Origin of the sequence: Thalassotalea sediminis, from assembly GCF_030295915.1 — a bacterium.
GTDB classification, from domain to species: Bacteria; Pseudomonadota; Gammaproteobacteria; order Enterobacterales; family Alteromonadaceae; genus Thalassotalea_C; species Thalassotalea_C sediminis.
The window spans coordinates 714,994-737,890 of record NZ_AP027361.1; the positions used below are offsets into that span (position 1 = coordinate 714,994).

23 protein-coding genes are annotated in these 22,897 nt (G+C 38.7%); 15 read left to right on the forward strand and 8 right to left on the reverse strand.

What is annotated here, in order from left to right:
- The first annotated feature begins 81 nt into the window (after positions 1-81).
- From QUE09_RS03225 to QUE09_RS03240, 4 genes are all read left to right on the forward strand, one after another.
- Entirely contained in the window at positions 82-837 is a 756-nt protein-coding gene (locus QUE09_RS03225; RefSeq protein WP_286234766.1) for a hypothetical protein, read from the forward strand.
- A gap of 362 nt (positions 838-1,199) precedes the next feature.
- Entirely contained in the window at positions 1,200-2,297 is a 1,098-nt protein-coding gene (locus tag QUE09_RS03230; protein ID WP_286234767.1) for a 3-deoxy-7-phosphoheptulonate synthase, read from the forward strand.
- 7 nt (positions 2,298-2,304) lie between these two features.
- Positions 2,305-3,444: a bifunctional chorismate mutase/prephenate dehydrogenase gene (tyrA, locus tag QUE09_RS03235; RefSeq protein ID WP_286234768.1), complete on the forward strand. Its 1,140-nt coding sequence runs from the start codon at positions 2,305-2,307 to the stop codon at positions 3,442-3,444.
- Between the two features lie 7 nt (positions 3,445-3,451).
- Positions 3,452-3,931, forward strand: coding sequence for a thioredoxin family protein (locus tag QUE09_RS03240; protein WP_286234769.1), 480 nt, complete (start codon positions 3,452-3,454; stop codon positions 3,929-3,931).
- A 30-nt stretch (positions 3,932-3,961) separates the two neighbouring features.
- Here QUE09_RS03240 and QUE09_RS03245 read toward each other — a convergent pair whose 3' ends face one another.
- From QUE09_RS03245 to QUE09_RS03270, 6 genes are all read right to left on the reverse strand, one after another.
- Positions 3,962-4,138 (reverse strand): DUF3012 domain-containing protein, encoded by a 177-nt coding sequence (locus QUE09_RS03245; protein ID WP_286234770.1) that lies wholly within the window; start codon positions 4,136-4,138, stop codon positions 3,962-3,964.
- Between the two features lie 42 nt (positions 4,139-4,180).
- Positions 4,181-4,777, reverse strand: a complete 597-nt coding sequence (locus QUE09_RS03250) for a hypothetical protein (protein WP_286234771.1) — start codon at positions 4,775-4,777, stop codon at positions 4,181-4,183.
- A 23-nt stretch (positions 4,778-4,800) separates the two neighbouring features.
- Positions 4,801-5,538: an AsmA family protein gene (locus QUE09_RS03255; protein ID WP_286234772.1), complete on the reverse strand. Its 738-nt coding sequence runs from the start codon at positions 5,536-5,538 to the stop codon at positions 4,801-4,803.
- 178 nt (positions 5,539-5,716) lie between these two features.
- Complete coding sequence (locus QUE09_RS03260; RefSeq protein ID WP_286234773.1) at positions 5,717-6,907, reverse strand: chorismate mutase; 1,191 nt, start codon at positions 6,905-6,907, stop codon at positions 5,717-5,719.
- A 254-nt stretch (positions 6,908-7,161) separates the two neighbouring features.
- Positions 7,162-7,548, reverse strand: coding sequence for an MAPEG family protein (locus tag QUE09_RS03265; protein ID WP_286234774.1), 387 nt, complete (start codon positions 7,546-7,548; stop codon positions 7,162-7,164).
- Positions 7,549-7,556: 8 nt separating this feature from the next.
- Entirely contained in the window at positions 7,557-9,920 is a 2,364-nt protein-coding gene (locus QUE09_RS03270; protein ID WP_286234775.1) for a penicillin acylase family protein, read from the reverse strand.
- A 373-nt stretch (positions 9,921-10,293) separates the two neighbouring features.
- On the opposite strand from QUE09_RS03270, the gene QUE09_RS03275 reads away from it, so the two are divergent.
- The 8 genes from QUE09_RS03275 (at position 10,294) to msrQ (ending at position 16,531) form a co-directional block, all read left to right on the forward strand.
- Positions 10,294-10,674, forward strand: coding sequence for a hypothetical protein (locus QUE09_RS03275; RefSeq protein ID WP_286234776.1), 381 nt, complete (start codon positions 10,294-10,296; stop codon positions 10,672-10,674).
- A 141-nt stretch (positions 10,675-10,815) separates the two neighbouring features.
- Positions 10,816-12,069: an aminotransferase class V-fold PLP-dependent enzyme gene (locus tag QUE09_RS03280; protein ID WP_286234777.1), complete on the forward strand. Its 1,254-nt coding sequence runs from the start codon at positions 10,816-10,818 to the stop codon at positions 12,067-12,069.
- 29 nt (positions 12,070-12,098) lie between these two features.
- On the forward strand, positions 12,099-12,596 hold the full coding sequence (gene sufU / locus QUE09_RS03285) for a Fe-S cluster assembly sulfur transfer protein SufU (RefSeq protein ID WP_286234778.1): 498 nt from the start codon (positions 12,099-12,101) through the stop codon (positions 12,594-12,596).
- Positions 12,597-12,623: 27 nt separating this feature from the next.
- Complete coding sequence (locus QUE09_RS03290; protein ID WP_286234779.1) at positions 12,624-13,628, forward strand: XdhC family protein; 1,005 nt, start codon at positions 12,624-12,626, stop codon at positions 13,626-13,628.
- Entirely contained in the window at positions 13,610-14,239 is a 630-nt protein-coding gene (locus QUE09_RS03295; protein WP_286234780.1) for a nucleotidyltransferase family protein, read from the forward strand. The genes QUE09_RS03290 and QUE09_RS03295 overlap by 19 nt, the downstream gene beginning before the upstream one ends.
- Before the next feature lie 37 nt (positions 14,240-14,276).
- Complete coding sequence (locus QUE09_RS03300) at positions 14,277-14,825, forward strand: DUF2058 domain-containing protein (protein ID WP_286234781.1); 549 nt, start codon at positions 14,277-14,279, stop codon at positions 14,823-14,825.
- Positions 14,826-14,924: 99 nt separating this feature from the next.
- Entirely contained in the window at positions 14,925-15,932 is a 1,008-nt protein-coding gene (msrP, locus tag QUE09_RS03305) for a protein-methionine-sulfoxide reductase catalytic subunit MsrP (protein ID WP_286234782.1), read from the forward strand.
- Positions 15,933-15,940: 8 nt separating this feature from the next.
- Positions 15,941-16,531, forward strand: coding sequence for a protein-methionine-sulfoxide reductase heme-binding subunit MsrQ (gene msrQ, locus QUE09_RS03310; RefSeq protein ID WP_286234783.1), 591 nt, complete (start codon positions 15,941-15,943; stop codon positions 16,529-16,531).
- Here msrQ and QUE09_RS03315 read toward each other — a convergent pair.
- Positions 16,518-17,309 carry a substrate-binding periplasmic protein gene (locus tag QUE09_RS03315; protein ID WP_286234784.1) on the reverse strand — a complete coding sequence of 264 codons (792 nt, stop codon included), beginning with the start codon at positions 17,307-17,309 and terminating at the stop codon, positions 16,518-16,520. The two genes, msrQ and QUE09_RS03315, sit on opposite strands and share 14 nt — an antisense overlap.
- A gap of 320 nt (positions 17,310-17,629) precedes the next feature.
- On the opposite strand from QUE09_RS03315, the gene QUE09_RS03320 reads away from it, so the two are divergent.
- The 3 genes from QUE09_RS03320 to QUE09_RS03330 all read left to right on the forward strand — a co-directional run bounded on the left by QUE09_RS03320 (position 17,630) and on the right by QUE09_RS03330 (position 21,460).
- Positions 17,630-19,012 (forward strand): amidohydrolase, encoded by a 1,383-nt coding sequence (locus tag QUE09_RS03320; RefSeq protein WP_286234785.1) that lies wholly within the window; start codon positions 17,630-17,632, stop codon positions 19,010-19,012.
- An 11-nt stretch (positions 19,013-19,023) separates the two neighbouring features.
- On the forward strand, positions 19,024-20,253 hold the full coding sequence (locus tag QUE09_RS03325; RefSeq protein ID WP_286234786.1) for an amidohydrolase family protein: 1,230 nt from the start codon (positions 19,024-19,026) through the stop codon (positions 20,251-20,253).
- 328 nt (positions 20,254-20,581) lie between these two features.
- Positions 20,582-21,460, forward strand: coding sequence for a D-hexose-6-phosphate mutarotase (locus QUE09_RS03330; protein WP_286234787.1), 879 nt, complete (start codon positions 20,582-20,584; stop codon positions 21,458-21,460).
- Here the strand turns inward: QUE09_RS03330 and QUE09_RS03335 are convergent.
- Positions 21,453-22,883, reverse strand: a complete 1,431-nt coding sequence (locus QUE09_RS03335) for a GGDEF domain-containing protein (protein ID WP_286234788.1) — start codon at positions 22,881-22,883, stop codon at positions 21,453-21,455. The genes QUE09_RS03330 and QUE09_RS03335 overlap by 8 nt on opposite strands.
- Positions 22,884-22,897: the final 14 nt, after the last annotated feature.

Sequence of the window (22,897 nt, forward strand, 5' to 3'; positions counted from 1 at the left end):
CCTGTCATTAATTAAATATTATTGAAGTCTACTTTAACCTTCCGGTTTAAAGCTGTAATAGTATTAAAGTAAGGTACTATTATGAAAAATATATTTGTGATGTTGGCTAGTTTATTATTTGTATTATCGGCAATAGCTGAAGAAGCAAAAGAGTATACGCAATGGGATACATTTCGATTTACAATCGACAATAAAAACGCTCAAAAGCTCACCAAAAACATGCGTTCGCATATCAAAAAATTTCATGTTAAAGACCCGTTAAAAACACGAATCTATAACATTATCTATGGCCCAAATGTCAATGAACTTATTTGGGTTATGGGACCAGTGAGTTTTTCTGAATTAGACGCAAGGCCTGAAAGTAAAAGTCATGATGATGATTGGGCGGACAATATTAACCCTTATATTAACTCATATAATCAAAGTGAAATTTGGCGGCATATGGAAAATCTTGTTATCAATAATTTAGATGATAAGGCTCCCTCTCCTGAAAAATTTTCCTGCCGATATTTAACTGTTAGGCAAGATCAGGATTGGGAAGTTGCAAAATATTTATTGATGCAAATAAAAGAAACGTTAATGAAAACTGGTAAAGTTAAATATTGGGCAATGATGGACAACAAATTTATACAAGGAAAAATGAATGGCCGGCATTTGATGGCTATATCCTCTTTTGATAAGTGGGCTGAAATGGATGACGATTGGGAGTTTAAGAAGCACTTTGAAGAAATTTACGGTAAAGGAAGTTATAAATCGTTTTCTGAAAGTTATTCTAAAGCGTTTGAAAACACATGGCATGAAATTATTTCAGTGAATAAAGACATGAGCGGTCTTTAATTAAATATCGTTTGTAAAAAGCACCTTTGATAGGTGCTTTTTTATGGTCAGAATAAATATTATCTATAGTTAACATATTGATTTTAAATGATTAAAATGTAATGTTGGTCGTTTTTTAATATTTGGTTGTTTTGTTGAGCTAGGTTAGTCAATAAATAATTGAAAAAGTATTTGCCAGATAAATTTTATCATGTAAGAATATATGTACAATTTACGTAAACCAAAGTTTACAACATATACATATAATGATTTTGAATAAATTTAGTTTTTATTATTTCTGGTCTTTCTATTGCTAAACATCCTGTTTAGCCCGTATGTATTATTCTTATAAAACTCGCTGTTAAAATATCTGGAACGTTAAAATGTCTGAATCAAATGTAAGTGCGATAAGCCCGAAAGGATCATTAAACAATATTCATGTCAATGCTGAAGAAGTGCTTATTACCCCGCAACAATTGCGTGATGAATTACCACTCTCGAAACAGGGTCGTGAATTTATAATCAATGCTAGGCAAGATATAGCTAATATCATCCATAAAAAAGATCACCGTTTTTTAGTGATTAGTGGCCCTTGTTCAATACATGATGTCGAGGCAGCTAAAGCGTACGCTCAACAATTAAAAGCACTACATGATCAATACAAAGACACACTCTATATTGTTATGCGCGTTTATTTTGAAAAGCCTAGAACAACGGTTGGCTGGAAAGGGCTGATTAATGATCCTGACATGAATGGTTCATTCGACGTTGAAAGTGGCTTAAGAAAAGCGCGCGAGCTATTGTTATACTTAACGGATTTGGGTTTACCTTTGGCGACCGAAGCGTTAGATCCGATCAGCCCTCAATACCTTGCGGAGCTTTTTAGTTGGTCAGCAATTGGTGCTAGAACAACTGAATCACAAACACATCGTGAAATGGCAAGTGGCTTATCAATGCCGATTGGCTTTAAAAATGGCACGAATGGTAGCCTTGATGTGGCGATAAATGCGATGCAATCTGCTGCATCTTCGCATCGTTTTATGGGAATTAACCAAGAAGGGCAAGTGGCATTAATTAAAACTTCAGGCAACCCAGATGGTCATGTCATTTTACGAGGGGGTAAAAAGCCCAATTACCAAGCAGATGATATTGCGCTTTGTGAACAACAACTTGCAAAGCATGCGTTAGAGCCGGGTATTGTTGTTGATTGTTCACACGGGAATTCGAATAAGGACTATCGTCGACAACCAATAGTTGCGCAAGATGTTGTTACTCAAATTGTAAATGGTAACAAATCTATTATTGGTATAATGCTTGAGAGTCACTTAAATGAAGGGAATCAAAGTGCTGATTTACCAAAAGATCAACTTAAGTATGGTGTTTCGGTCACCGACGCTTGCATTGACTTTACAACTACAAAAGCTTTACTAGGGCAAAGTGTGGAGCAATTGTCATCAGTGTTAAACGCAAGAATTTTGTAACCTATTTATGGAAAAATCAGATATAACAGCACAACTAAAATTACTGCGTGATCAAATAGATGACGTAGACAGCCAATTAGTTGAATTACTGGCGAAGCGCCGTGCGATTACTAGTAAAGTCGGGGCGTTAAAAAGTGAAGTAGGCATGCCAATTTACGCTCCTGATAGAGAGCGTGAGTTGTTGGCGTTAAGGCGTCAGCAAGCTGCTGATGCTGGCTTGTGCCCTGAACTCATTGAAGATATTTTGCGACGCTTAATGCGAGATTCTTATAGTAGTCAAGATGCTAGTGGCTATCGTTGCGTAAACCCTTCGTGTCGTAAAGTTGTCGTAATAGGCGGTGCAGGACAACTCGGTGCAGTCTTTGTAGATTTATTTTCGCGGTCAGGTTATCGAGTAGAAATTCTTGAACATGATGATTGGGCGAGAAGTAATGACATTCTTGCTGAAGCCAGTTTAGTGATCGTTTCTGTACCTATTAGGCTAACTGCGAATATCATACAACAACTTCACCAATTACCAAAAGATTGTGTTTTGGCAGACATAACAAGTATTAAAGCTGCGCCATTACATGAAATGATGCGAGTTCACAGTGGACCTGTTGTGGGTTTACATCCGATGTTTGGGCCAGACGTTGCCGGCCTTATTAAGCAAACGATTATCACCTGTGAAGGGCGTCAACCAGAGGACTATCAATGGTTGCTTGATCAGTTCGCTGTTTGGGGGGCAAAAATCTATCCTGTTACTGCCCAACAGCATGACCAAGCAATGTCGATGGTACAAGTGATGAGGCACTTTTCAACAATCGCTTATGGTTATCACTTAATGACAGAAGGTGCTGAAATTTCTCAATTGGTAGATATGAGCTCACCTATTTATCGATTGGAACTTATTATGGTCGGCAGGTTATTTGCGCAAGATCCAATACTATACACAGACATTATTTTTTCTAATCGAGACAATATTGCCATGATGAAGCGGTTTGCTTACCGTTTTCTTGAGTTGTTAGAAGATGTTGAGATGGGAGACAAAGATGCATTTGTTACCATGTTTAATCAAGTTTCTGATTGGTTTGGCGATTATGCAGAAACCTTTTTACATGAAAGTAAAGCCATGTTATTAAAAGCTAATGAATTAAAAAAACAATGATATTTTTATGATAAAAATTGAGTTAATTGCTACGTTATCGTTAGGACTAATCACGGCGTGTTCCAGTGTTGTACCTCCAGAAGTTAGCCAAGGAGATATCACTAAACAAACTTTATTAACGACTGAGCAATCGTTTTCGAATAACTACCAAAGCTATAAGGTATCGGAAAAAGACCTTGCACTTATTAAGCAGTGGCCTAATGGTATTCATTTTGATATTTATTTTGGTAGTTGGTGTCATGACAGCGAGCGAGAAGTACCCAAGTTACTTAAATTGCTCCAAGAGAATAAGGCATTGTCTTATCGGTTAATCGCGTTAAATTATCGTAAGGCTGAACCTAAGGGACGAGCAAAAGCGGCAAACATTGTTTATACGCCGACGGTAATTGTTAAAAACGCGGGAAAAGAGTTAGGACGTATAATTGAGCGACCTGATGTGTCTTTAGTGGCAGATATTGATGGCTTTATTAAGAAACACAGTAACTAGTGCTGTGTTTCTCATTTTAATGGACGTGAATTATTCTTCGTCGTCTGACTTAAATAAACAGTGCTTGGTATAATCGGCTGCTTCGTTTGCAGTCCAGTCGCCTTTAGGCTTTTCTTTTAATGCTTCACACCAAGCTTTTGTGCCTACTTCAGGTGCACATGCGATAAGTAATAATGACACTACAATTGCAGTAAAAAACTTCGTCATTTTAGTATTTTCCTTTTTATGATTAATGAATAATTGTTATTTTTAAAACCTAAATGCGATACCTATGGTGATGTTAGTTTCCATCCATAAGCTATCTTCAAATTGCGCGTGGCAGTTATCTTGTTGACAAAATAAGTTATCCTCTTCATCAACTAAACTAGCATAACCTCGTAATTCAGTAAAAAAGGTTAAATTGTCAGAAAAGTCATAGCGTGTGCCAAGGGCTATAGTTGCAGAGGGATAGAGCTGTTCACCTTGATCAGCATCGAATAAAGCGCCACCTAAACCAAGGGAAACAGTTGTCGCGTAGTTTTGCTGCTTAAATATAGCGATACCGTTAAAGTGTCCATATAAAATATCAAGTGATTGATTAGTTTGATCTAATTCACTAACAAAATCATGACTGACTTGGTTAAATAGCACTTGTCCCATGCCACTTGGAGAGTCTTGCCAAGCAATACCAAATCCGAAGTTATTACCATCGTCAATGGCAATTGTTTCGCTAGTATTATAGCTTTGAAGGTCTGGTGCCCACGTTTGACCGATATGGGCACTAAATTCCCATTCCGTTGCATTAACTAATTGAACTGGCATTGTGAAAATTAACACTGTTAAGGCGCTAAGCATTAAGTTTTTCATTGGTATCTCCCTCAGCTATCTGATTAGTTAAATAATTCTGATAACTTTTCTTTAGCTTTTTCTTTGAGTTTTTCTGTCGCTTTTGCTTTTATTTTTTCTTTTTGAACTTGCTTTGTATGACGCCAAATCTCAGATAAGGCTTCTTTAACGATAACACTCCCTATTTGGCTTGCTGGTAAACCTTCACTGCCACCGATATTGGTCAAGGTAATATCTTGCAACGTCGCTTGATGCTCTTTGTTGCCAAGTGCTGATAAATCTACAGATAAAGCAGTACCAGCCAAAATAACTTTTTTAATGGTTAGTTTAGGCTCGGGTTGACCATCTGAGGTTGGCTTACTGGCTTGCTTTGATTTTGGTAAATTCTTTTCAATCGTATCAATAAGGTCTTTAATGTTTGCTCCGCCCGCTTTGGTAAACTCTACAAAAGCCTCTGGCTTTTGAATGACGATTGCGTCCAAAACAATGGGGTCACTAGTGAGACTTTCAATATCAATATCAAGTGTGATTTCACCTAACGAAAATGCGTTTGGGTAATTATATTTATTGGGGTTTGGTAAGGTTAACCCAAAGATGCTGCCTGCACCTTTTGTCAGTTGTATATCTACTTTATTCACAGAAACTTTTTGTTCTGTTAATTGCTGACCTACTGATTCGATTTGCGCTTTAACGTATTCATTTAAAGAGCCGCCGGCGAGAAACCAAAGTGCGCCACCGCACAATAGTAAAATGATCACGATAATTGAAGAGATTACTTTCACTTATTCCATCCTGTTAATTTAGTGATTTAGTTTGTTATTAGTATATCGGGAAATTTACTTAATGTTGTATTTCTCTACTAATTTATTGAGAAAAATGTGCTTTAGTACATAAGTAAATCGTAAATGCATTCAAGAAAAGGTTTATGGCGAGTGCATAAACCTTTTCTTGATAGAAGGGTTAATCAGCCTTTAGTGCGCTGCTAGGAACACTTGTTGGATTAATATGTTCAATAGGGTAACAGCCTAACACCTTAATAAAATTGGTAATTGAAGTGAGTTCTCTTATCGCTTCTTGTAATGCTATTTGTTTTAAGTTTGCTTCAACATCGATATAAAACATTTCTTCCCATGGACGCCCTTGTATGGGACGTGATTCTAGCTTGCACATGTTAATGCCTGCATTCTTTAATATCAGCAAACACTCTACCAATGCGCCTGGTTTTTGCCCTGTAGCAAGAATAAACGTTGTTTTGGCTGGAATTTGCTCGGCTACTTCGATTGGTTTTCTTGCAACAAGAATAAATCGACTGTGATTTTCTGTTTGATTAGCTATTGATTTTTCTAAAGCATGGAGTTGGTATAACTTACCGCCTTCTTCACTACCTATAACGGCTACCGTTGGATCCTGAAGTTCGCAGGCTTTTGCCATAGCTTCGGCTGTACTTTCACAGTATTCAATGCGCATATTCCCTTGTTTATCAAGGAAGTTACTGCATTGCGTAAAAGGTTGTCCATGGGCGTAAATTGTTGTTATTTGACTTAACGTCGTATTTACCGCTGCTAATAAACAGTGTTCAATCGGTTGAGTAATTTCGCCAACAATCGATAAGTTAGTGTGTTGTAATAGATCATACACTTCGTTAATGCTACCGGAGCTTGTGTTTTCTATTGGTAGCATGCCGTAATCAACATGACCAGATTCCACTTGTTGTAAAATATCGCTAAAGCTCTGACATCCATACTCTATAATCTTCTCTGCGCGCCTTGAAAAATAACGATGGCTTGCTAAATAACTGTAAGAGCCTTTGTCTCCTAAGAAAGCAACACTAACCGCTGGCATTTCTATATTTGGATTTGCCAGTGTTTGTAAATAGGCTTGTTGATTAAGTACAGAATCTTCGATGATGGTTTGGAATACACTTGTAACATAGTGTGCATCTAGCCCAAAATCACGGCCTTGCTTTATTAATCTTACTAATAACTCTTGTTCTCGTTGTTGATCGCGTACAGGTCTTACTTGATGCGCCTTACTTTTAGCAACGTTAAGTGTAAGTGAGCGTCGTTTTGCAAATAGTGCGAGTAACTCTTGATCGAGTGTTGTTATTTGCTCTCTCAGTTTATTCAGATCTAATTCTTCGCTCACAGACATAAGTGGTAATTCCAAGGTAATTAAAAATAAAAAGTTTTTCTGACATAAAAAAACCTCCGCTTGGGAGGTTTATCGTTAACTTTTAAACGACATCAACACTCCCTAAATACGGGATATAAAAAAGGTAAAAATAAAGGTGAATATGATGTCTTTCATCGCTTTACTTTATCGAGCGTTGCAGTGTTTTTCAACTACTTATTTATACTCATTTCACACCTCATCCTTGCACTTTGCTATATAAGAGAGAATACACCTTAGGGTAGGCATTGCCATACGATAGTCAGTGACGTTATGAGTCCTATGCCCCAAACGATACTTCTTAATGTGCTTAAATTCGCCAAATATAACAACTGATAAACAATACGTGCAGCGATGTGGGCTATCGCTAGTTGTTGGATCAGAGTACTTGTATTTCCTGTCGCTATGGCAAGTAATATTGCTGGTGCAAATATGATGACCGCTTCAAAAGCATTTTGATGGCCGGCGACAGCTCTCGCACCAAATCCTTTTAAAGCTGCTTGCTGGCTTCTTGGTGCTTGATTGTTGTATCCATTGTGTTTATGCATCGCTATCGCGACAGGAATTTTTGTTAAAAATGGCATTAACAGGGAGATGAATAAACAGCTGATAAGAATTGTCATTTTGCCTCCTAATAACTCAATAATGTTAAAGTATATTTTGTTTTTTCAGGGAGAAAACTACTTGGTTTTCCGAGTACCCAATCTTGGTTCCCAAGACTAAAATAAGGACTCCAAGGGTGACCAGATTGGCTAGTTGGCATGTGAAAGATGCCGTTTTCTTCATGACCGGGTGACACGACCATTCGTTCAGAAGCACCAAAGTTTGTACCTTGTACTCTAGGCATATAGCTATCACCAGGCAAGGGCGTAGCAGGCATACTTAAAAACTTCGTCAGTATAGGAATAGCGGAGGCTAATGGGTGTCGTATTACGGCTGTATTTTGTTGGCCCCATGTGGCTTCTGTTAAATCTTGGTCTTTCGTTAGCGCTTGAAACGTCTGGTCAAAAGCGTATATGAAAGCTGCCTGCCAACTATCGTTGGGTAACCACAAAAAATTATCAGGTTGTTGTGATACCAATTGCCAAAGTGGTATTTCGAGTTGATGGCGGATTGTACTTATTTGAAAGTGCTCATCAATTGATGACATATTATTGGCAAGTTGACTAAAGACATGATCGCGCAATGTTATACGAAAATTTCTGATTAAGCGGTATGTGACTGAGTCGGTGCTAGCAGATAGTGCAGTTTCTTCAAGTAATAAGGTTTTTGCTTCTTGCCAATGAGGATGCTGCGCAAGCGTTTCTTCGGTTAACACTTGCTCGATAATAAACTCATGCCAATGATCTAAAAAGAGTGCTTGGTCATCTAAAGCAATGGCAAGCAGCTTTTCTTCATCGAATGTTTCTTCTGCATGTAAATTATCTGCAATCTGCTTTGCTCTCGCACCTAAGGCATAGCCACCATTGCCCAGTTTTTCAAGCATTTTCCCACCGACAACTCTTGCATTTGCCGTCCATATACGATCTGTTTTGGGGTTATAAATACGCGGGTATTCACGTTCAGTCAGGTAACCTTGCCATGTATTGTCGCCGTTTGACCATGATGAAGGCGTTTCTCCGAAGTTTGCACTGCGTTTTGGTATTGCGCCCATTATTGTCCAACCGATGTTGCCGTCTTTATCACCAATAACAATATTTTGTGCAGGAATACCTGAACGGGCAGCGACTGAAAAAGCGTCTTTTACGGTTTTACTGTCTTCTAACGCGATCGACGCGAGGTTTACTGCTTGGTTATCATGTGCTGTCCAACGATAAGCTAAAGGCTGGCCTAGATGGTTTTTACCGATCACTGGCCCCCAAATTGTTTCTTGTATTTCTACTTCTTCTGAGGGCTTTTCTTTTATTGCTACAACTTGAGTGCTGTAGGTAAAGGGCCTAAAGCCATCTGGTGTTAAGTATTGATCTTGAGCATCATTAGTTTCTAACACAATCACATCACTGAAGTCACCGTAACTATTAGTAAACCCCCAAGCAATGTGACCGTTACTACCTGCTACCATCAGTGGTGTACCGGGCAGTGTTACGCCTGTAATGTCTTTTTCTTGTCCGTGCTTTTGATAGATAAACCTTGCTCTAAACCATGTGTTAGGAATGCGCAGCGATAAGTGCATATCATTGGCGACAATGGCACTACCACTAGCCGTTAAAGTGCCTGACACCGCCCAATTGTTTGACCCCGGTAATGCTTCTTGCTTTGTAAGGTTATTATCAAAGGTGAAACTTGTCTTGTTTACTGGTGATACGAGATTATTTGCCGCAGATGCTGCGCTTGGCCACGGTGTCTCTGGTATAGGTGCTGGCGTGTATGTTGTGCCATCAATAGCGGCATCCCATTTACTGCCTTTTGGGTTTAGAAATTGGTAAACATCATTGCTGAGTAAGTTCTGCAATAATCCGAGGGTTCTCTCTCTTTTACCATCTTTATACTGTAAGTCTAAATACATTGAATAAACAGCTAAAATACTGTCTTCTGGGCGCCATTCAACGGGCTGTTGCTGTAATAGTAAGTACTCAAATGGATGTGCTTTTAGACTTCGTAGACCCTCATTAACTCCTGTAGTATATGCATTAAGAATTTTCTTTTCGTTTTCAGGTAGTTGTTTAACGATTGCTTCCGCTCGTTGTCTAAAACGATGTAATCGAATAGATTTGTCGTAGGGTAGAGCAACACCACCAAACAAGCTTGATAACTCGCCCGCAGCATTACGTCTTAAAGTATCCATTTGAAAGAAACGCTCTTGTGCATGTACAAAGCCAGTGGCGAGGGCTAAGTCGTGTCTGTTTTCTGCTTTAATTGTTGCAACACCTTTTTCATCTCGCTCTATGGACGCGCCATTTTCTAATCCAAAAAGTGTAATTTTTCCGTCTAACTGAGGCAGAGCACCATCGATTTGGCTATAGAGCCATGTAAAGGCCATTGCGACAATTAACATTATTAATAGTAAAACGGCTACGATAGTTTTTTTGACGCGATGCATAATCATATTAAGAGTAATTTTTTATAATTTTAGAGTACCTGAAATGAGAAACAGGAACAATGTACCTTTACCATTTCTTTCAATGTGTTATGGAAAAGCAAATTGCACTGTCAGTAGAGCAAATTCTGTAATGTGAAAACGATACTCTATTTGTTAAAAAATTGTTAGCGGAACAGTGCTAACAATGCAATAATTATCGCAAGTCACAGGCTGACCTTTCTACTTATTTTTGTTGTTATTTTTTGTCTATCTAATAAGTAGTGAGCCTGTTTTTTTAGTGCAGCACATTTATGTTATTTGTGCGGGCGTATTTAAGTTGAGATTAATAATGACACAAACTCATTCTCGCTATATTCAGGTTGGCGACTGGTTTTTTGAAGTTAAAGCGGTAAGAGCGCTAAAGGTAGATGAATTTGGCAAACCATATAGAGCAATTGCGAACTGCAATATTAATGGCAATAAAATGTATGTAGATGGGTTGCTTAATAAAGATGAAGATGAGTTCTCTAAACAAGACTTTAAGAGTTTCTATAACTTTGCACAATCAATTGGATTAGATGAAGTAAGTTATCATCGCTTTCAACAAGGTGAATCTATTCATAAAGAAGTTCGTATTTCAGCAAAGAAAACGGTTGCGAGTAAGCCCTCCGAAAGCAAGTCATTAGAAGGTAACATAACAGAACAAGCGCCAATGCGTTTAGTTAAGTAATGTTCAGCTAACATTGTATAGCCACTTATAAGAATTGTTACATACTAGACATTGATTTCATTAAAACTTACAAATGGTTAATTGCTATCTTTAAATCTGATTGTTAACGTTAATCCACACTCGTTAAAGAATCATTGAAATATGTCCATTGTTAGTCCATGGAAGCAAGACTTTCCTGTGTATTTATCTCATGCTCACCCAAATCTTTGCTATTTGGATTCAGCAGCAACATGCTTAACTCCAAAACATGTTGCTGATGCTGTTTTTCACTATCAGTGTTATGCGCATGCAAACAGTCATAAAGGGCTTTATCAACTTAGTGCCAATGTTACCGAGCGTGTAGAGCAAGCTCGTGCAAAAGTGGCTGATTTTATTGGCGCAAGTAGTGAGCAAAACATTTCATTTAATCATGGCACCACTGATGCCATCAATATTGTCGCTTACAGTTTTGTTGAGCCTTTGCTCATCAATGCCTCTTCGACAGGAGATAGCAGCAACATCGTCATAAGTGCAGCTGAACATCATGCTAATTTGTTACCTTGGCAGCGACTCGCGCTTCAATACGGCGCAGAATTAAGAGTTGCGCCGTTAAACGACGAAGGTGTGATAAACCTCGCCGAGTTGTCAGAATTACTTGATAGCAACACGCTAATATTGGCCATTACGCATACTTCTAACGTCCTAGGGCGACAAAACCCCGTAGAACAAATTTGCCGAATTGCTCGCAGTAAAGGTGTACCAACTCTTATTGATGGTGCGCAAGCTATTGCGAAAGGGGGGATTAATGTTAACGCGATAGATTGTGACTTTTATGTGTTTTCTGCACATAAAATATATGGTCCAACTGGATGTGGTGTACTGTATGCTAAAGGACAACTGTTTGATCAAATGCGTCCTTATCAATTAGGCGGTGGTATTATTGAATCCGTCACTTATGAGCGAAGTCGTTATGTCTCTGGACCTTTAAAATTTGAGCCTGGTTCTCATAATGTCGCAGCAATAATTGGCCTAATTGAGGCTCTAGATTACATGGCAGATATATCTTGGCATGATGTCAACCAATATATTGATAACTTAGCGGCTTATATGCACTCTGCCTTAGAAAGTTTACCGTTTTATCAACCATTACTGCGGCGTAACGATGCGGGTACTGTCAATAAGTCATCTTCTTTAGTAAGCTTTCAAACAAAAAAAGTGCACTGTCATGACGTAGCGAGCTTATTGGATAATGAAGGTGTTGCAATTCGTGCAGGACATCACTGTGCACAACCTTTACACCAAACATTAGGTGTAAATGCTAGCATTAGAGCCTCGCTAGGCTTGTATAATGACGTTAGTGATATAGATCGATTAATTGAAGGCTTAAAAACCGCGCATAAAATGATGGCGTTGTGATCAGTAATAACGAATGTGGTGTAGCTATTATGAACTTTGTTAAACAATATCAGCCTCGTAAACCTGATGAAAAGAATACACAACAGTTGTATCAAGAAGCGTTGCTTACACATCATAAAAATCCAGTAGGTTTTGAAAAGACAATACCGATAAGCGCGTCACATAGTGGCGTTAATCCCGCATGTGGTGATGAAATAACTGTTGAAGTTTCGATAGACCGGCACGAAACGAATTTGTTTATTAAAGACATTGCCTTTCACGGTGATAGCTGCGCTATCTGCCGTGCTTCGGCATCTATTATGTGTCAAGAAGTCTCTCAAGAGACTGTGGCGGATGCGAAAGTACTTGCTCAACAACTCACCGGCGTACTGGTAACTAATATTGCATTAATTGGTGAACTTGCTGAGCAATTTTCACCATTGTTAACGGTTCAACAATTTCCAATACGTAAGCAGTGTGCGTTGCTACCTTGGAATACCTTGTTGCAAGTAATAGCACAAGCAGACAATAATAGTCATACACGGTAATAGTATCGCGTTTATCACTAAGGTTTAATGATGCAGGAAAATTGGTTACAAATTGTGCGTGATTTTTCACCTAACAAAAATTATGTACTTGCAACTATAGTGGCGACTAACGGTTCAACGTATCGTAAAACGGGGACAATGATGCTTATTTCCTCGGAAGGTGTTTGTACTGGCTTATTAAGTGGAGGCTGTTTAGAAGCTGACATTGCATTACATGCTCAAGAAGTGCTAGACACAGGGCAATGTGCTGAATTGACCTATGATTTGAAAGCCGGTGCCGATTTACTTTGGGGCCTAGGTTTAGGGTGTGATGGTGCTATTGATATTTTCTTGCAACCCATTACTACTGAAAATCAACACCTGTCGTTTACGCAATTACTGGATGCAGTCCAGGCGGGAAAAACAGGCTTTTATTGTCAATGTATCGAAGCGCAAGGTACAGGAAAAGCAGTTTTCATTGAAGCTTTACTTGATGAAATGGACAAAAGTATTGAAGCTAAGCTTGGAAGTGGTGATTGGCTAATCGTTCCGATAACCCCCATTTTTAATATGTTAGTGTGTGGTGCCGGACCAGATGTTGTGCCGTTAGTAAATATGGTCACGCAATTAGGGTGGCGAGTAACGTTACAAGATCATCGTCAAGCATATTTAGATCAGCCTGATTTTTCATCGTGTTTTCAAAAACGTAAGTTACGTGCAGAAAATGCTAGTGTTGAGCAGTATCAAGGGTTTGATGCCGTCGTGGTGATGACGCATAATTTGAATAATGATGGTGAAATATTACAACAGGCCCTTGCTGCAGGAGTTGATTATATTGGCTTGTTAGGTCCAGCAGGCCGTCGTGATAAGCTACTTAGTGCGTTATCATTAACCGCATCAGATGTTCAGGGACAAGTTTTTGGTCCGATAGGGTTAGATATTGGCGGGAGAAGCCCGCAAGCTATTGCATTATCGATTTGTGCTGAAATTCAGCAGTTCATTAGCATGCGCCATCAAACAAATAATGTAAAATCATGGCGCATTCAGCACTAAATAGCACCTTGGCTATTATTATCTTGGCGGGAGGCAGTTCTTCTCGTTTGGGACAAGCTAAACAGCTTGTTAAGGTGCAAAATGAAACGTTAATTGCAAAACAATGCCATCTCGCTTTATCAGTAACGTCGCATGTGTATGTAGTGGTTGGTTGTCAGGCACAAGTTATTGCTCATTCAATTGAGCATTTACCTGTTCACATTGTTAATAATTTAGATTGGCAACTAGGCATGGGAAGCTCTATTACTCATGGTATCAAAGCTTTGCCTAACCACATCACCGCAGTAATGTTGCTACTGGTTGATCAATGGCAATTAACCCCTAAACTTTTAAATACGTTCGTACAGGCGTGGCGACGGGCGCCGGAAAAAATTCATTGTGCAACTAAAACACAAGATAACGTGCAGGGGCCGCCTGTTATTTTTCCGTATACATATTTTCGAACGCTATCAGAGCAAAAACCTTCTTCTGGCGCCAAGAGATTATTGAAAAAGCATATGCATAGTGTAATTTCGTTACCATTAGATGAAGCATTTGTTGATCTTGATACCCCAAAACAACTGGCGCAATGTTTAAACTATTATCAGACTATGAATTCTGATCTAGCCTGATAAAATAACGGAAACCTTTTATTTTTGAGAACCCCTCATGTCTTCATTACAAGATCAATTATTAAAAGCGGGCCTTGCCACTAAGCAAAGTGCGCGTAAAGCTAATACTGAAAAACGTAAAAAGAAAAAACAACAGAAAAGTGGCCAACAGGTTGGTGAAAGCTTACAGGAAAAAGTAAAGCAAGACTTAGCGAAAAAGCAGCAAGAAAAGCTTGAAAAAGACGCGCAGTTGAACGCGCAACGTCAACAAGAATTAAAAGCAAAAGAAGATAAGTTACGTATTATACAAATATTGGAACATCATCAATTAAAAGAGGTTGATGGTGACAGTGTTTATAACTATACCTTTGGTAAGACAATTAAAAAAATGCATTTAGATACCAGTAGTTATAATGCACTTGTTAATGGGCGACTAGCGCTGTGTGGTATTGAAGACAATACCTACTTAGTGACCGCTGAAACGGCTGAAAAAGTTGCCGCCTTAGCGCCGGAAGTCTTACTGGTACAAAACGACAAAGTAGAGCAAGACATTGATGAAGAAGATCCATATGCGGACTATCAAATTCCTGATGATTTAATGTGGTAGAGAATTAATCTTACGTAAGTCAGGTCTAGATTAAATACGAGTGAACAAAATAACTGTTTCACTCGTATTTTTATTTTTTAATCTGGGCAAGGCAATGTTATGAGAAATGCAATTGGTCAATCAGTTAACCTTCCTGAGCAAGCGGTTACCGACGAAAGCTTATACTTAAATCGTCGTACGGTGTTGAAACAGCTTGGATTTTTTGGTGCTACTGGGTTGTTAGGTGTATCTCAACAAGCGTCAGCTGTTGATTGGTTTACGAGTAAGCAAAATAAAACTACGTTTAAAACATCTCCCTTAACTTATCAAAAAGGGATGCCTATTAATGAAAAGCTAACGCCTGAAGCGAAAGTAACATCTCATAATAACTTTTATGAATTTGGCACAAAAAAATCTGATCCCGTCGAAAATGCTCAACATTTAAACGTTAAACCTTGGCAACTTCGCATAGAAGGTGCTTGTGAACAGCCGTTAACGTTAGATTATGAACAGTTGCTGTCGATGTTTCCACTGCAAGAACGTATATATCGTTTTCGTTGTGTAGAAGCGTGGTCTATGGTCATACCTTGGATAGGCTTTCCGTTGGTTGATTTACTGAAAAAAGTTAAACCGACCTCTAATGCTAAATATGTTGCCTTTCAAACACTATATGATCCTGAACAAATGCCAGGTCAAGCGAATCGTCGTATAGGTGGTGGCATAGATTATCCGTATGTAGAAGGCTTGAGAATCGATGAAGCTGTTAATGATCTCACACTTTTATCTGTGGGGCTCTATGGAAAAACTTTACCGCCGCAAAACGGTGCACCTATTCGCCTTGTTGTGCCATGGAAATATGGGTTTAAAAGTATTAAATCGATAGTACGTATTAAGTTAGTTGAGCATATGCCGCCTACAACATGGAATATTTTAGCCCCCCATGAATATGGTTTTTATGCCAATGTAAATCCTAGCGTTGATCACCCGCGATGGAGTCAGGCGAGCGAGAGGCGTTTAACCTCCGGCGGTTTATTCGCACGTAATCGAATTGATACCCTGCCTTTCAATGGTTATGGAGAGTATGTTGCTGGCATGTATAAAAATATGGATTTGCGAAAACACTTTTAAAGGTCGTTATGAGAAAAGATACACTTGCATTAAAAGTTGGTATTCACTTTATTAGCCTGTCGCTGTTAATCAATATATATTATTTAGCAATAATTGATCAGCTTGGTGCTGATCCTGTTGAACAAGTATTGCACTTTACTGGTATCGGTGCGCTAAATTTACTCATACTCGGATTAGTTATTACCCCAATTACAAAGCGCATTAAAACACCTTTGTTAATGCAAAATAGACGACTTGTTGGTTTGTACGCCTTTTTATATGCGTTTTGTCACGTCTTTAGTTTTTGGGCATTTGAAATTCAATTTGATCTCGCGTTATTTTTGGAAGAAGTTGTTGAGCGCCCATATATCACATTAGGTATGGTGGCATTTGTTATCATAAGTTTATTAGCCGTAACTTCATGGTCTAGGTTAAAAAAACGGATGGGGAGACGGTGGCAGAGACTACATAACTGGGTTTATTTAGCGGCAATATTGGCCGTATGGCATTTTTATTGGTCTGTAAAGTCAGATACTACTGAGCCCATTATTTATATAATGCTTGTTCTAGCTGTTTTATTTTTTCGCCGTAAAAAATTAATGAAATTTATTGGTAGTTAGGCAAGATCATCTGTTGTAAATACTGTTGATTTTTGTCATTTTTTAATAAGTTATCGAGTCGTTGTATTAGCTGATTACCCCATGGTAACGATGGATTGATGGCAAGATAAAATGGCATTGGCGTTAAACATCCTGCATTGTTGATATTTCCCTGTGATTGGGACAATCGTGTCATCCACCGAGTAACTTGTTGATCAGCAATAAAACCATCGATTCGTTTACTGCTAAGCATTTTTATTAATCTTTGTGGTGCAGATACGCCTGTAATTTTAACTAAGTGTTGAGCATGTTTATGGTGTTTAATATAACTATCAACTGGTTCTCCATACCCATAGTTTGCGATATAGCCTAGCCTAATATCTGTGATTGAATTGATATCTTTATAATGCCAGTTTGAGTTGTTTCTTACGTAAAAACAGGCTTTATAAGTCATGGTTGGCACTGTTGTCAGCTTCAAATTTGGTGCTTCTGATTGTATTGCCGTTGCGAGTCCGTGATGGGTGTTATTAGTGACGAGTTGAATAGCACGACTCCAGGGATAAAAATGAAAAATAAACGTTATATCTAATTGCGTCGAAAGATAGTTTAAATAGTCGACAACAATGCCTGTTTTATGATCGTTTTGCTGACATAAATAGGGGCACCAATCAGTTGTGGCGAGCGCTATCGTTTTTGGTAATCTGTTTGTGTCAATATTTAGTGATAGTTCATTAACGGCAGAAGCTGTATTGTTAAACCAAAGGGTAATGATAAAGATCAGCCAACAGGAATACCGCATAATTTATTGTAAATTTGAATGAACTATACCTTATGTATAGTCTAAAACGCTGAAGTTGTTTAGCGAGCATGAAATCATATTAAAATATCAACGTCAGCATATTGATAGGTGGCGATGTGAAATTTTGCTATTAACATAGTTAAGTTACCGTAACTTATCGTTAAAAGTACGCCCTTTATCGCAAGCAAAGATGTAACTTCACTTTACCCCCTTGTCGATTTAGCTCGTTCGTAATACTGTAAAGGGTGATACTTAAAATAATGATAATAATTCGCTTGGCGGGATAACCGTTCCAAGCTTACTTTTTTTGGGAACCACACATGCAAAAATTTATACCTTCGGTATTAGTTGCTGCTATTTCAATGTCTTTAACGGCTTGTATAAAGTCTGAAAAACAAGATGAAAAGGTAGAAATTAATAAAAACCCGTATCCAAGTACCTATCAAGTGCTTCCACAACAAACCACCATTATCCGCAACGCAACTGTGTTAACTGGCACTGGCGAGCGTATCGATAATGCTGATGTACTGATGATTAATGGGAAAATTAGTCAAGTGGGTAAAAATATTGCTGCACAGAGTGCAGCTGTTATCGACGCAAATGGTAAGTGGGTAACTCCAGGTATTATTGATGTTCATTCGCATTTAGGGGTTTACCCAAGTCCGTCTGCAGAGTCACATTCCGATGGTAATGAAGCAACTCAACCGAACACATCAGAAGTGTGGGCTGAGCACAGTGTTTGGCCACAAGATCCCGGTTTCAATCGTGCACGAGAAGGCGGTATTACTACATTACAAATTCTCCCAGGTTCAGCTAATTTATTTGGAGGCCGAGGTGTTACGTTGCGAAACGTGCCAAGTCAAACGATGCAAGGAATGAAGTTTCCCGATGCTCCTTATGGTTTAAAAATGGCCTGTGGTGAAAATCCAAAACGTGTGTATGGAACTAAGAAAGTGTCTCCGGCCACGCGTATGGGAAATATGGCTGGATATCGCATGGCTTGGGCTGAGGCGACAGAGTACAAGCGAGCATGGGATAAATATGAAGCAGATTATGCTGCTGGTAAAAACCCAGAAGCACCAGCTAGAGATATTGAGCTTGATACCCTGAAAGGTGTACTAGATGGTGAAATTAAAATTCATAACCATTGCTACAAAGCAGAAGAAATGGCGATGATGATTGACCTGTCCAAAGAGTTTGGATATCACGCAGGAACGTTCCATCATGCAATTGAAGCATACAAAATTGCGGATAAATTAGCTGAAAATGGTAATTGTGCTGCGATGTGGCCAGATTGGTGGGGCTTTAAAATGGAAGCTTACGACATGATTCAAGAAAATGTTGCAGTTGTTAGCAGTAAGGCAAACTCTTGTGCAATAGTACATTCAGACTCAGCAACAACTATCCAACGTTTGAATCAAGAAGCTGGCAAAGTTATGTATCGAGCCAATGAAAATGGTTTCGATATAAAACCTAAAGACGCTATTACTTGGATTACAGCTAATGCTGCTAAATCACTCGGTATTGATGATAAAACGGGAACGCTTGAGTCAGGTAAAAACGCAGATGTGGTTATTTGGAACAGCAACCCATTTAGTGTATACGCGCAAGCTGAACAAGTGTTTGTTGATGGCGCTAAAGTTTATGATCGTTTTGATGAAAACTATCAAGCGGTAAGCGACTTTTCACTTGGCCAACAATAAGGAGAATCACCATGAAATTATTTAAATCTTCATTATTGATGGTCGCCTTAACAAGCGCTGCATCAGTTTATGCCGATAGCGTTGCTATTACTAATGCAACGGTTCATACCATGACTGAACAAGGTGTGCTAAAGAATGCAACTGTTGTTTTTGATGACGGAGTGATCAGTGCTATTAATCCAGATACTGTTGAAGCTGACACCTCGATTGATGCGCAAGGCAAAATATTAACACCAGGTTTTATTGGTGCGATGAACCAACTAGGTCTCGTAGAAGTCTCTGCAGTATCAAGTACGCGTGACTCAGGAGAGAAAAAAGCAGATATAACGTTTGATGCAAGTGTCGCTTTCAATCCTAAATCTACGGTAATTCCTTACACTAGAAAGGGCGGTATTACTGCTAATATCACGGTTCCTCGTGGTGGTGACGGCATGTTTAAAGGCCAAGCATTCTTAGCGGACTTATCGGGTGACTTTGATAGTATTAGAGAAACAAACGTTGCGGTTATTGTTGATCTTGGTGCTAAGCGTAAAGGCTCTCGAGCGATGGAAATTCAAAAATTACGTTATAAGCTACAAGACGCGCAAGAGAAGTTAGATACAGCGAAAGACAGTAACAAAGACGAAAAACAACCAAAACGTGATGAGCAAGTTATTCGTACGTTATTAGCAGGTGAAAAGCCGCTTATTGCCTATGTAGATCGCGCTACCGATATTTTGGCGTTATTAGCGATTAAGCAAGATTTTGCGTTAGATTTAGTTATCGCCGGCGCTGGTGATGCAGTAAGCGTTGCCAATGAAATTGCTGACGCAGGTGTACCCGTTATCATGGGAGCCATAAATAATTTACCTAGCTTTGATGCTTTACATCGCAGCTTAACAAGTGCAAGTAAATTATTTGATGCAGGCGTTAATGTTGCCTATTCAGTCAGTGGTGATACGCATAATCTATATATGTTGCGTTTTGATGCGGGAATTTCGGTTGCTAATGGCGTCAAGAAAGAAGATGCACTAAAAGCCGTAACCGTAAATATTGCAGACGCATTTAATATTGACGCAGGTCGCGTTGCTGTGGGTAAAAAGGCCGATTTAGTCCTTTGGAGTGGTGACCCGTTTGAATTGAGTACTCATGTCGAAAAAATGTGGGTTGATGGCGTTGAGAAAACAACAAAAAGTCGTCAAGACGCATTACGTGAACGATATACAGCAGAAACCAATATGCCACGCGCGTATGTAAAATAAGTAAGCTAACGGTTAATAAAAGCCAGACTAATGTCTGGCTTTTTTGTTTGTGCTGTATACTTTTATGCTTTCATACAAAATATGCTTTGGTAAACTCAGGATCAAATGAAGACATTATTTTTATGATTCTACGGTAGTAAAGTGGTACAGACAATGGTTTACGGTATTAGACCTCTTCTGAATCGCTAAATCCTTGGTACAGAGGTTTTATCATCTAAACATTAATGACCACGACGTAAATTGTTTTAATTTTCCTAATATAGCGTTGAATGGACGAAATAATCGGTTCTATTGCTATTATTTATAATTCTTTAATGCGGTATTTTCTATGGGCGACATAATATTAAAAACGACAGATTATGCAAAAGTTATTCAGCAGACTGTTGATAATGACTATCAGCTTCTTACTATCGAACATCCATTGTGTAAGGCCTCCGTCAGCCTTTATGGTGGTCACGTTTTGACATGGCAGCCAACAAATGAAAAGCCTGTTTTGTGGTTAAGTAAAACGGCAGAGTTCAAATCTGGCAAAGCCATTCGCGGTGGAATACCTATCTGTTGGCCGTGGTTTGGCCCGTTGTTAGATACGCATGGTAATAACCTCGGTAATCATGGGTTTGCTCGTACTAACATGTGGCAACTCAAAGCGATAGACATTACGCCGGATGAAGTTTCAATCGTACTGTTCTTTAATGGCGAAAATAAGCATAGTGCTTGGCAACATGCTTTTGTTGTTGAACAAACTTTAGTCTTTTCAACGTCATTAAGTCAGAAATTAAGTATTGAAAATCATTCAAATGAGGCAATATTTTTTGGACAAGCTTTGCATAGTTATTTTGCTGTTAGTGATCCCAAAAATGTTAGAGTCCCTCACTTAGATGATGTACCTTTTGACGATAAAGTGACGGGTGAAAAACAACAATTGGACAGACTGAAAAACTGTGCTGGCCCTATAGATCGTATCTACCATAACAATAGCGAACAGATTATCGAAGATAAGGGCTGGCAACGCACGATCAAGGTTAGCAGCAATAATTGCCATCAATGGGTGTTATGGAATCCAGGTAAAGATATTGCTAGCACTATGGCGGATATTCATGAGCAGGGTGAAAATGAATATATCTGTCTGGAAGCAGCCAATACAAGCTGGCAGACGATCGATACAGGAAAAGTGAAGGTTTTAAGCCAGCGTGTAGACGTTATTTAAAGTATTCGGTGCGGTTTCGGCCTTTCGACTTCGCTTTATAAAGCGCTTTGTCAGCATATTGAAGTAAATTATCAAGTGATTGACTTTCCGATTGCTGCTGACATATACCAAAGCTTACTGTGATATTAAAAGGCTGGCTAATACTTGAATGAGAGAATGAAAAGGAGGCGATACTTTTGCGCAGTCGTTCAATAATTTCTACTGCTTGTTCACTGGTTAGATCAGGTAATAACATAACGAATTCTTCACCGCCCCAACGACCACAAATGTCCCCACTGCGTAAACAATTCTCCAATTGTTTCGCAATCTCTTTTAGTACTGCATCACCTACAACATGCCCGTACTGATCGTTGATTTGCTTAAAATAATCAATATCGGCTATCACGACACAAATATCATTATAGGTGCAAGCAAGTTCTTCAAATTTCCACGTTAAAAAGCTGCGGTTAGGCAGTTGAGTAAGGTAATCCGTTTCTGAACTGGCGACCAATTTATGTTTAAAAAAGTCGAGAAAACCAATAAAGATGGAATAGAGGACTAAAACAACCAGTAAAAATAAGCCTATTCGCGTTAGAAAAAGCGTCCAGTATTCTTGTTGCTCTGATGCAGGCGGCGATATAATGTACATCCGCCAATTTAACGCTTGCAACGGCATTTGCGACACCACACGATCTCCCTGTGTAAATGCAACAATAGAATTAAGTAACTTTTCATCAGCATTTTCTAACATGCTCTGATACCAATCAAGATCATTCACATTAACGATTTCATCTCGGCGATGGTGACTATCTGTTTTCATTAAGTAGTTTGAAGATAGCATCACTTCATTTTTTTCATTGGCAAATACAAGCTCAAAGCCAAAGCGCTCGCTATATTGTGCAAAGGCCTTTGCAAAGTGGTCTAAATCGATGGCGACACCTGCAAACCCTAAAAACTCATCTTTAGCATTAAAGAGTTTTATATCAAAAAATAAATGTGGATCTGCGGCATTACCTATATCAGCAAACTGCGTATGATTTTGTTCTTTAAGTCTATAATACCATTCTACTTTATCACTGTTTAACGATAACACTTCCCCGGTAGAGTCAATATTGATGCCGTGCTTTTCTATCGCTAAAAAAGTCACAATATTATGGCGAATAGACATTGCTTTAAGATAGGAAAGTAAGCGCTCTTGACTCACATTATCTTGCTCAATTAATTCGATAAGTAATGGGTCATTTGCCATAAAATATGCGGTATTTAAAGGTCTGATAATTTCAGTATTAACAATCGAAAAAAGCGGGATAATTGATTGGTGTTGGTTTTTGTTATAGCTGTTAATTACTTCTTTAAACGTAAAGTAAGAGGTTATAAGCAGCGTTATGATGGTAAATAAATACAAGGCTGATAAATAATGCTCGAACTTTCTAATAAAATTCATTTTAAGTGATTAAC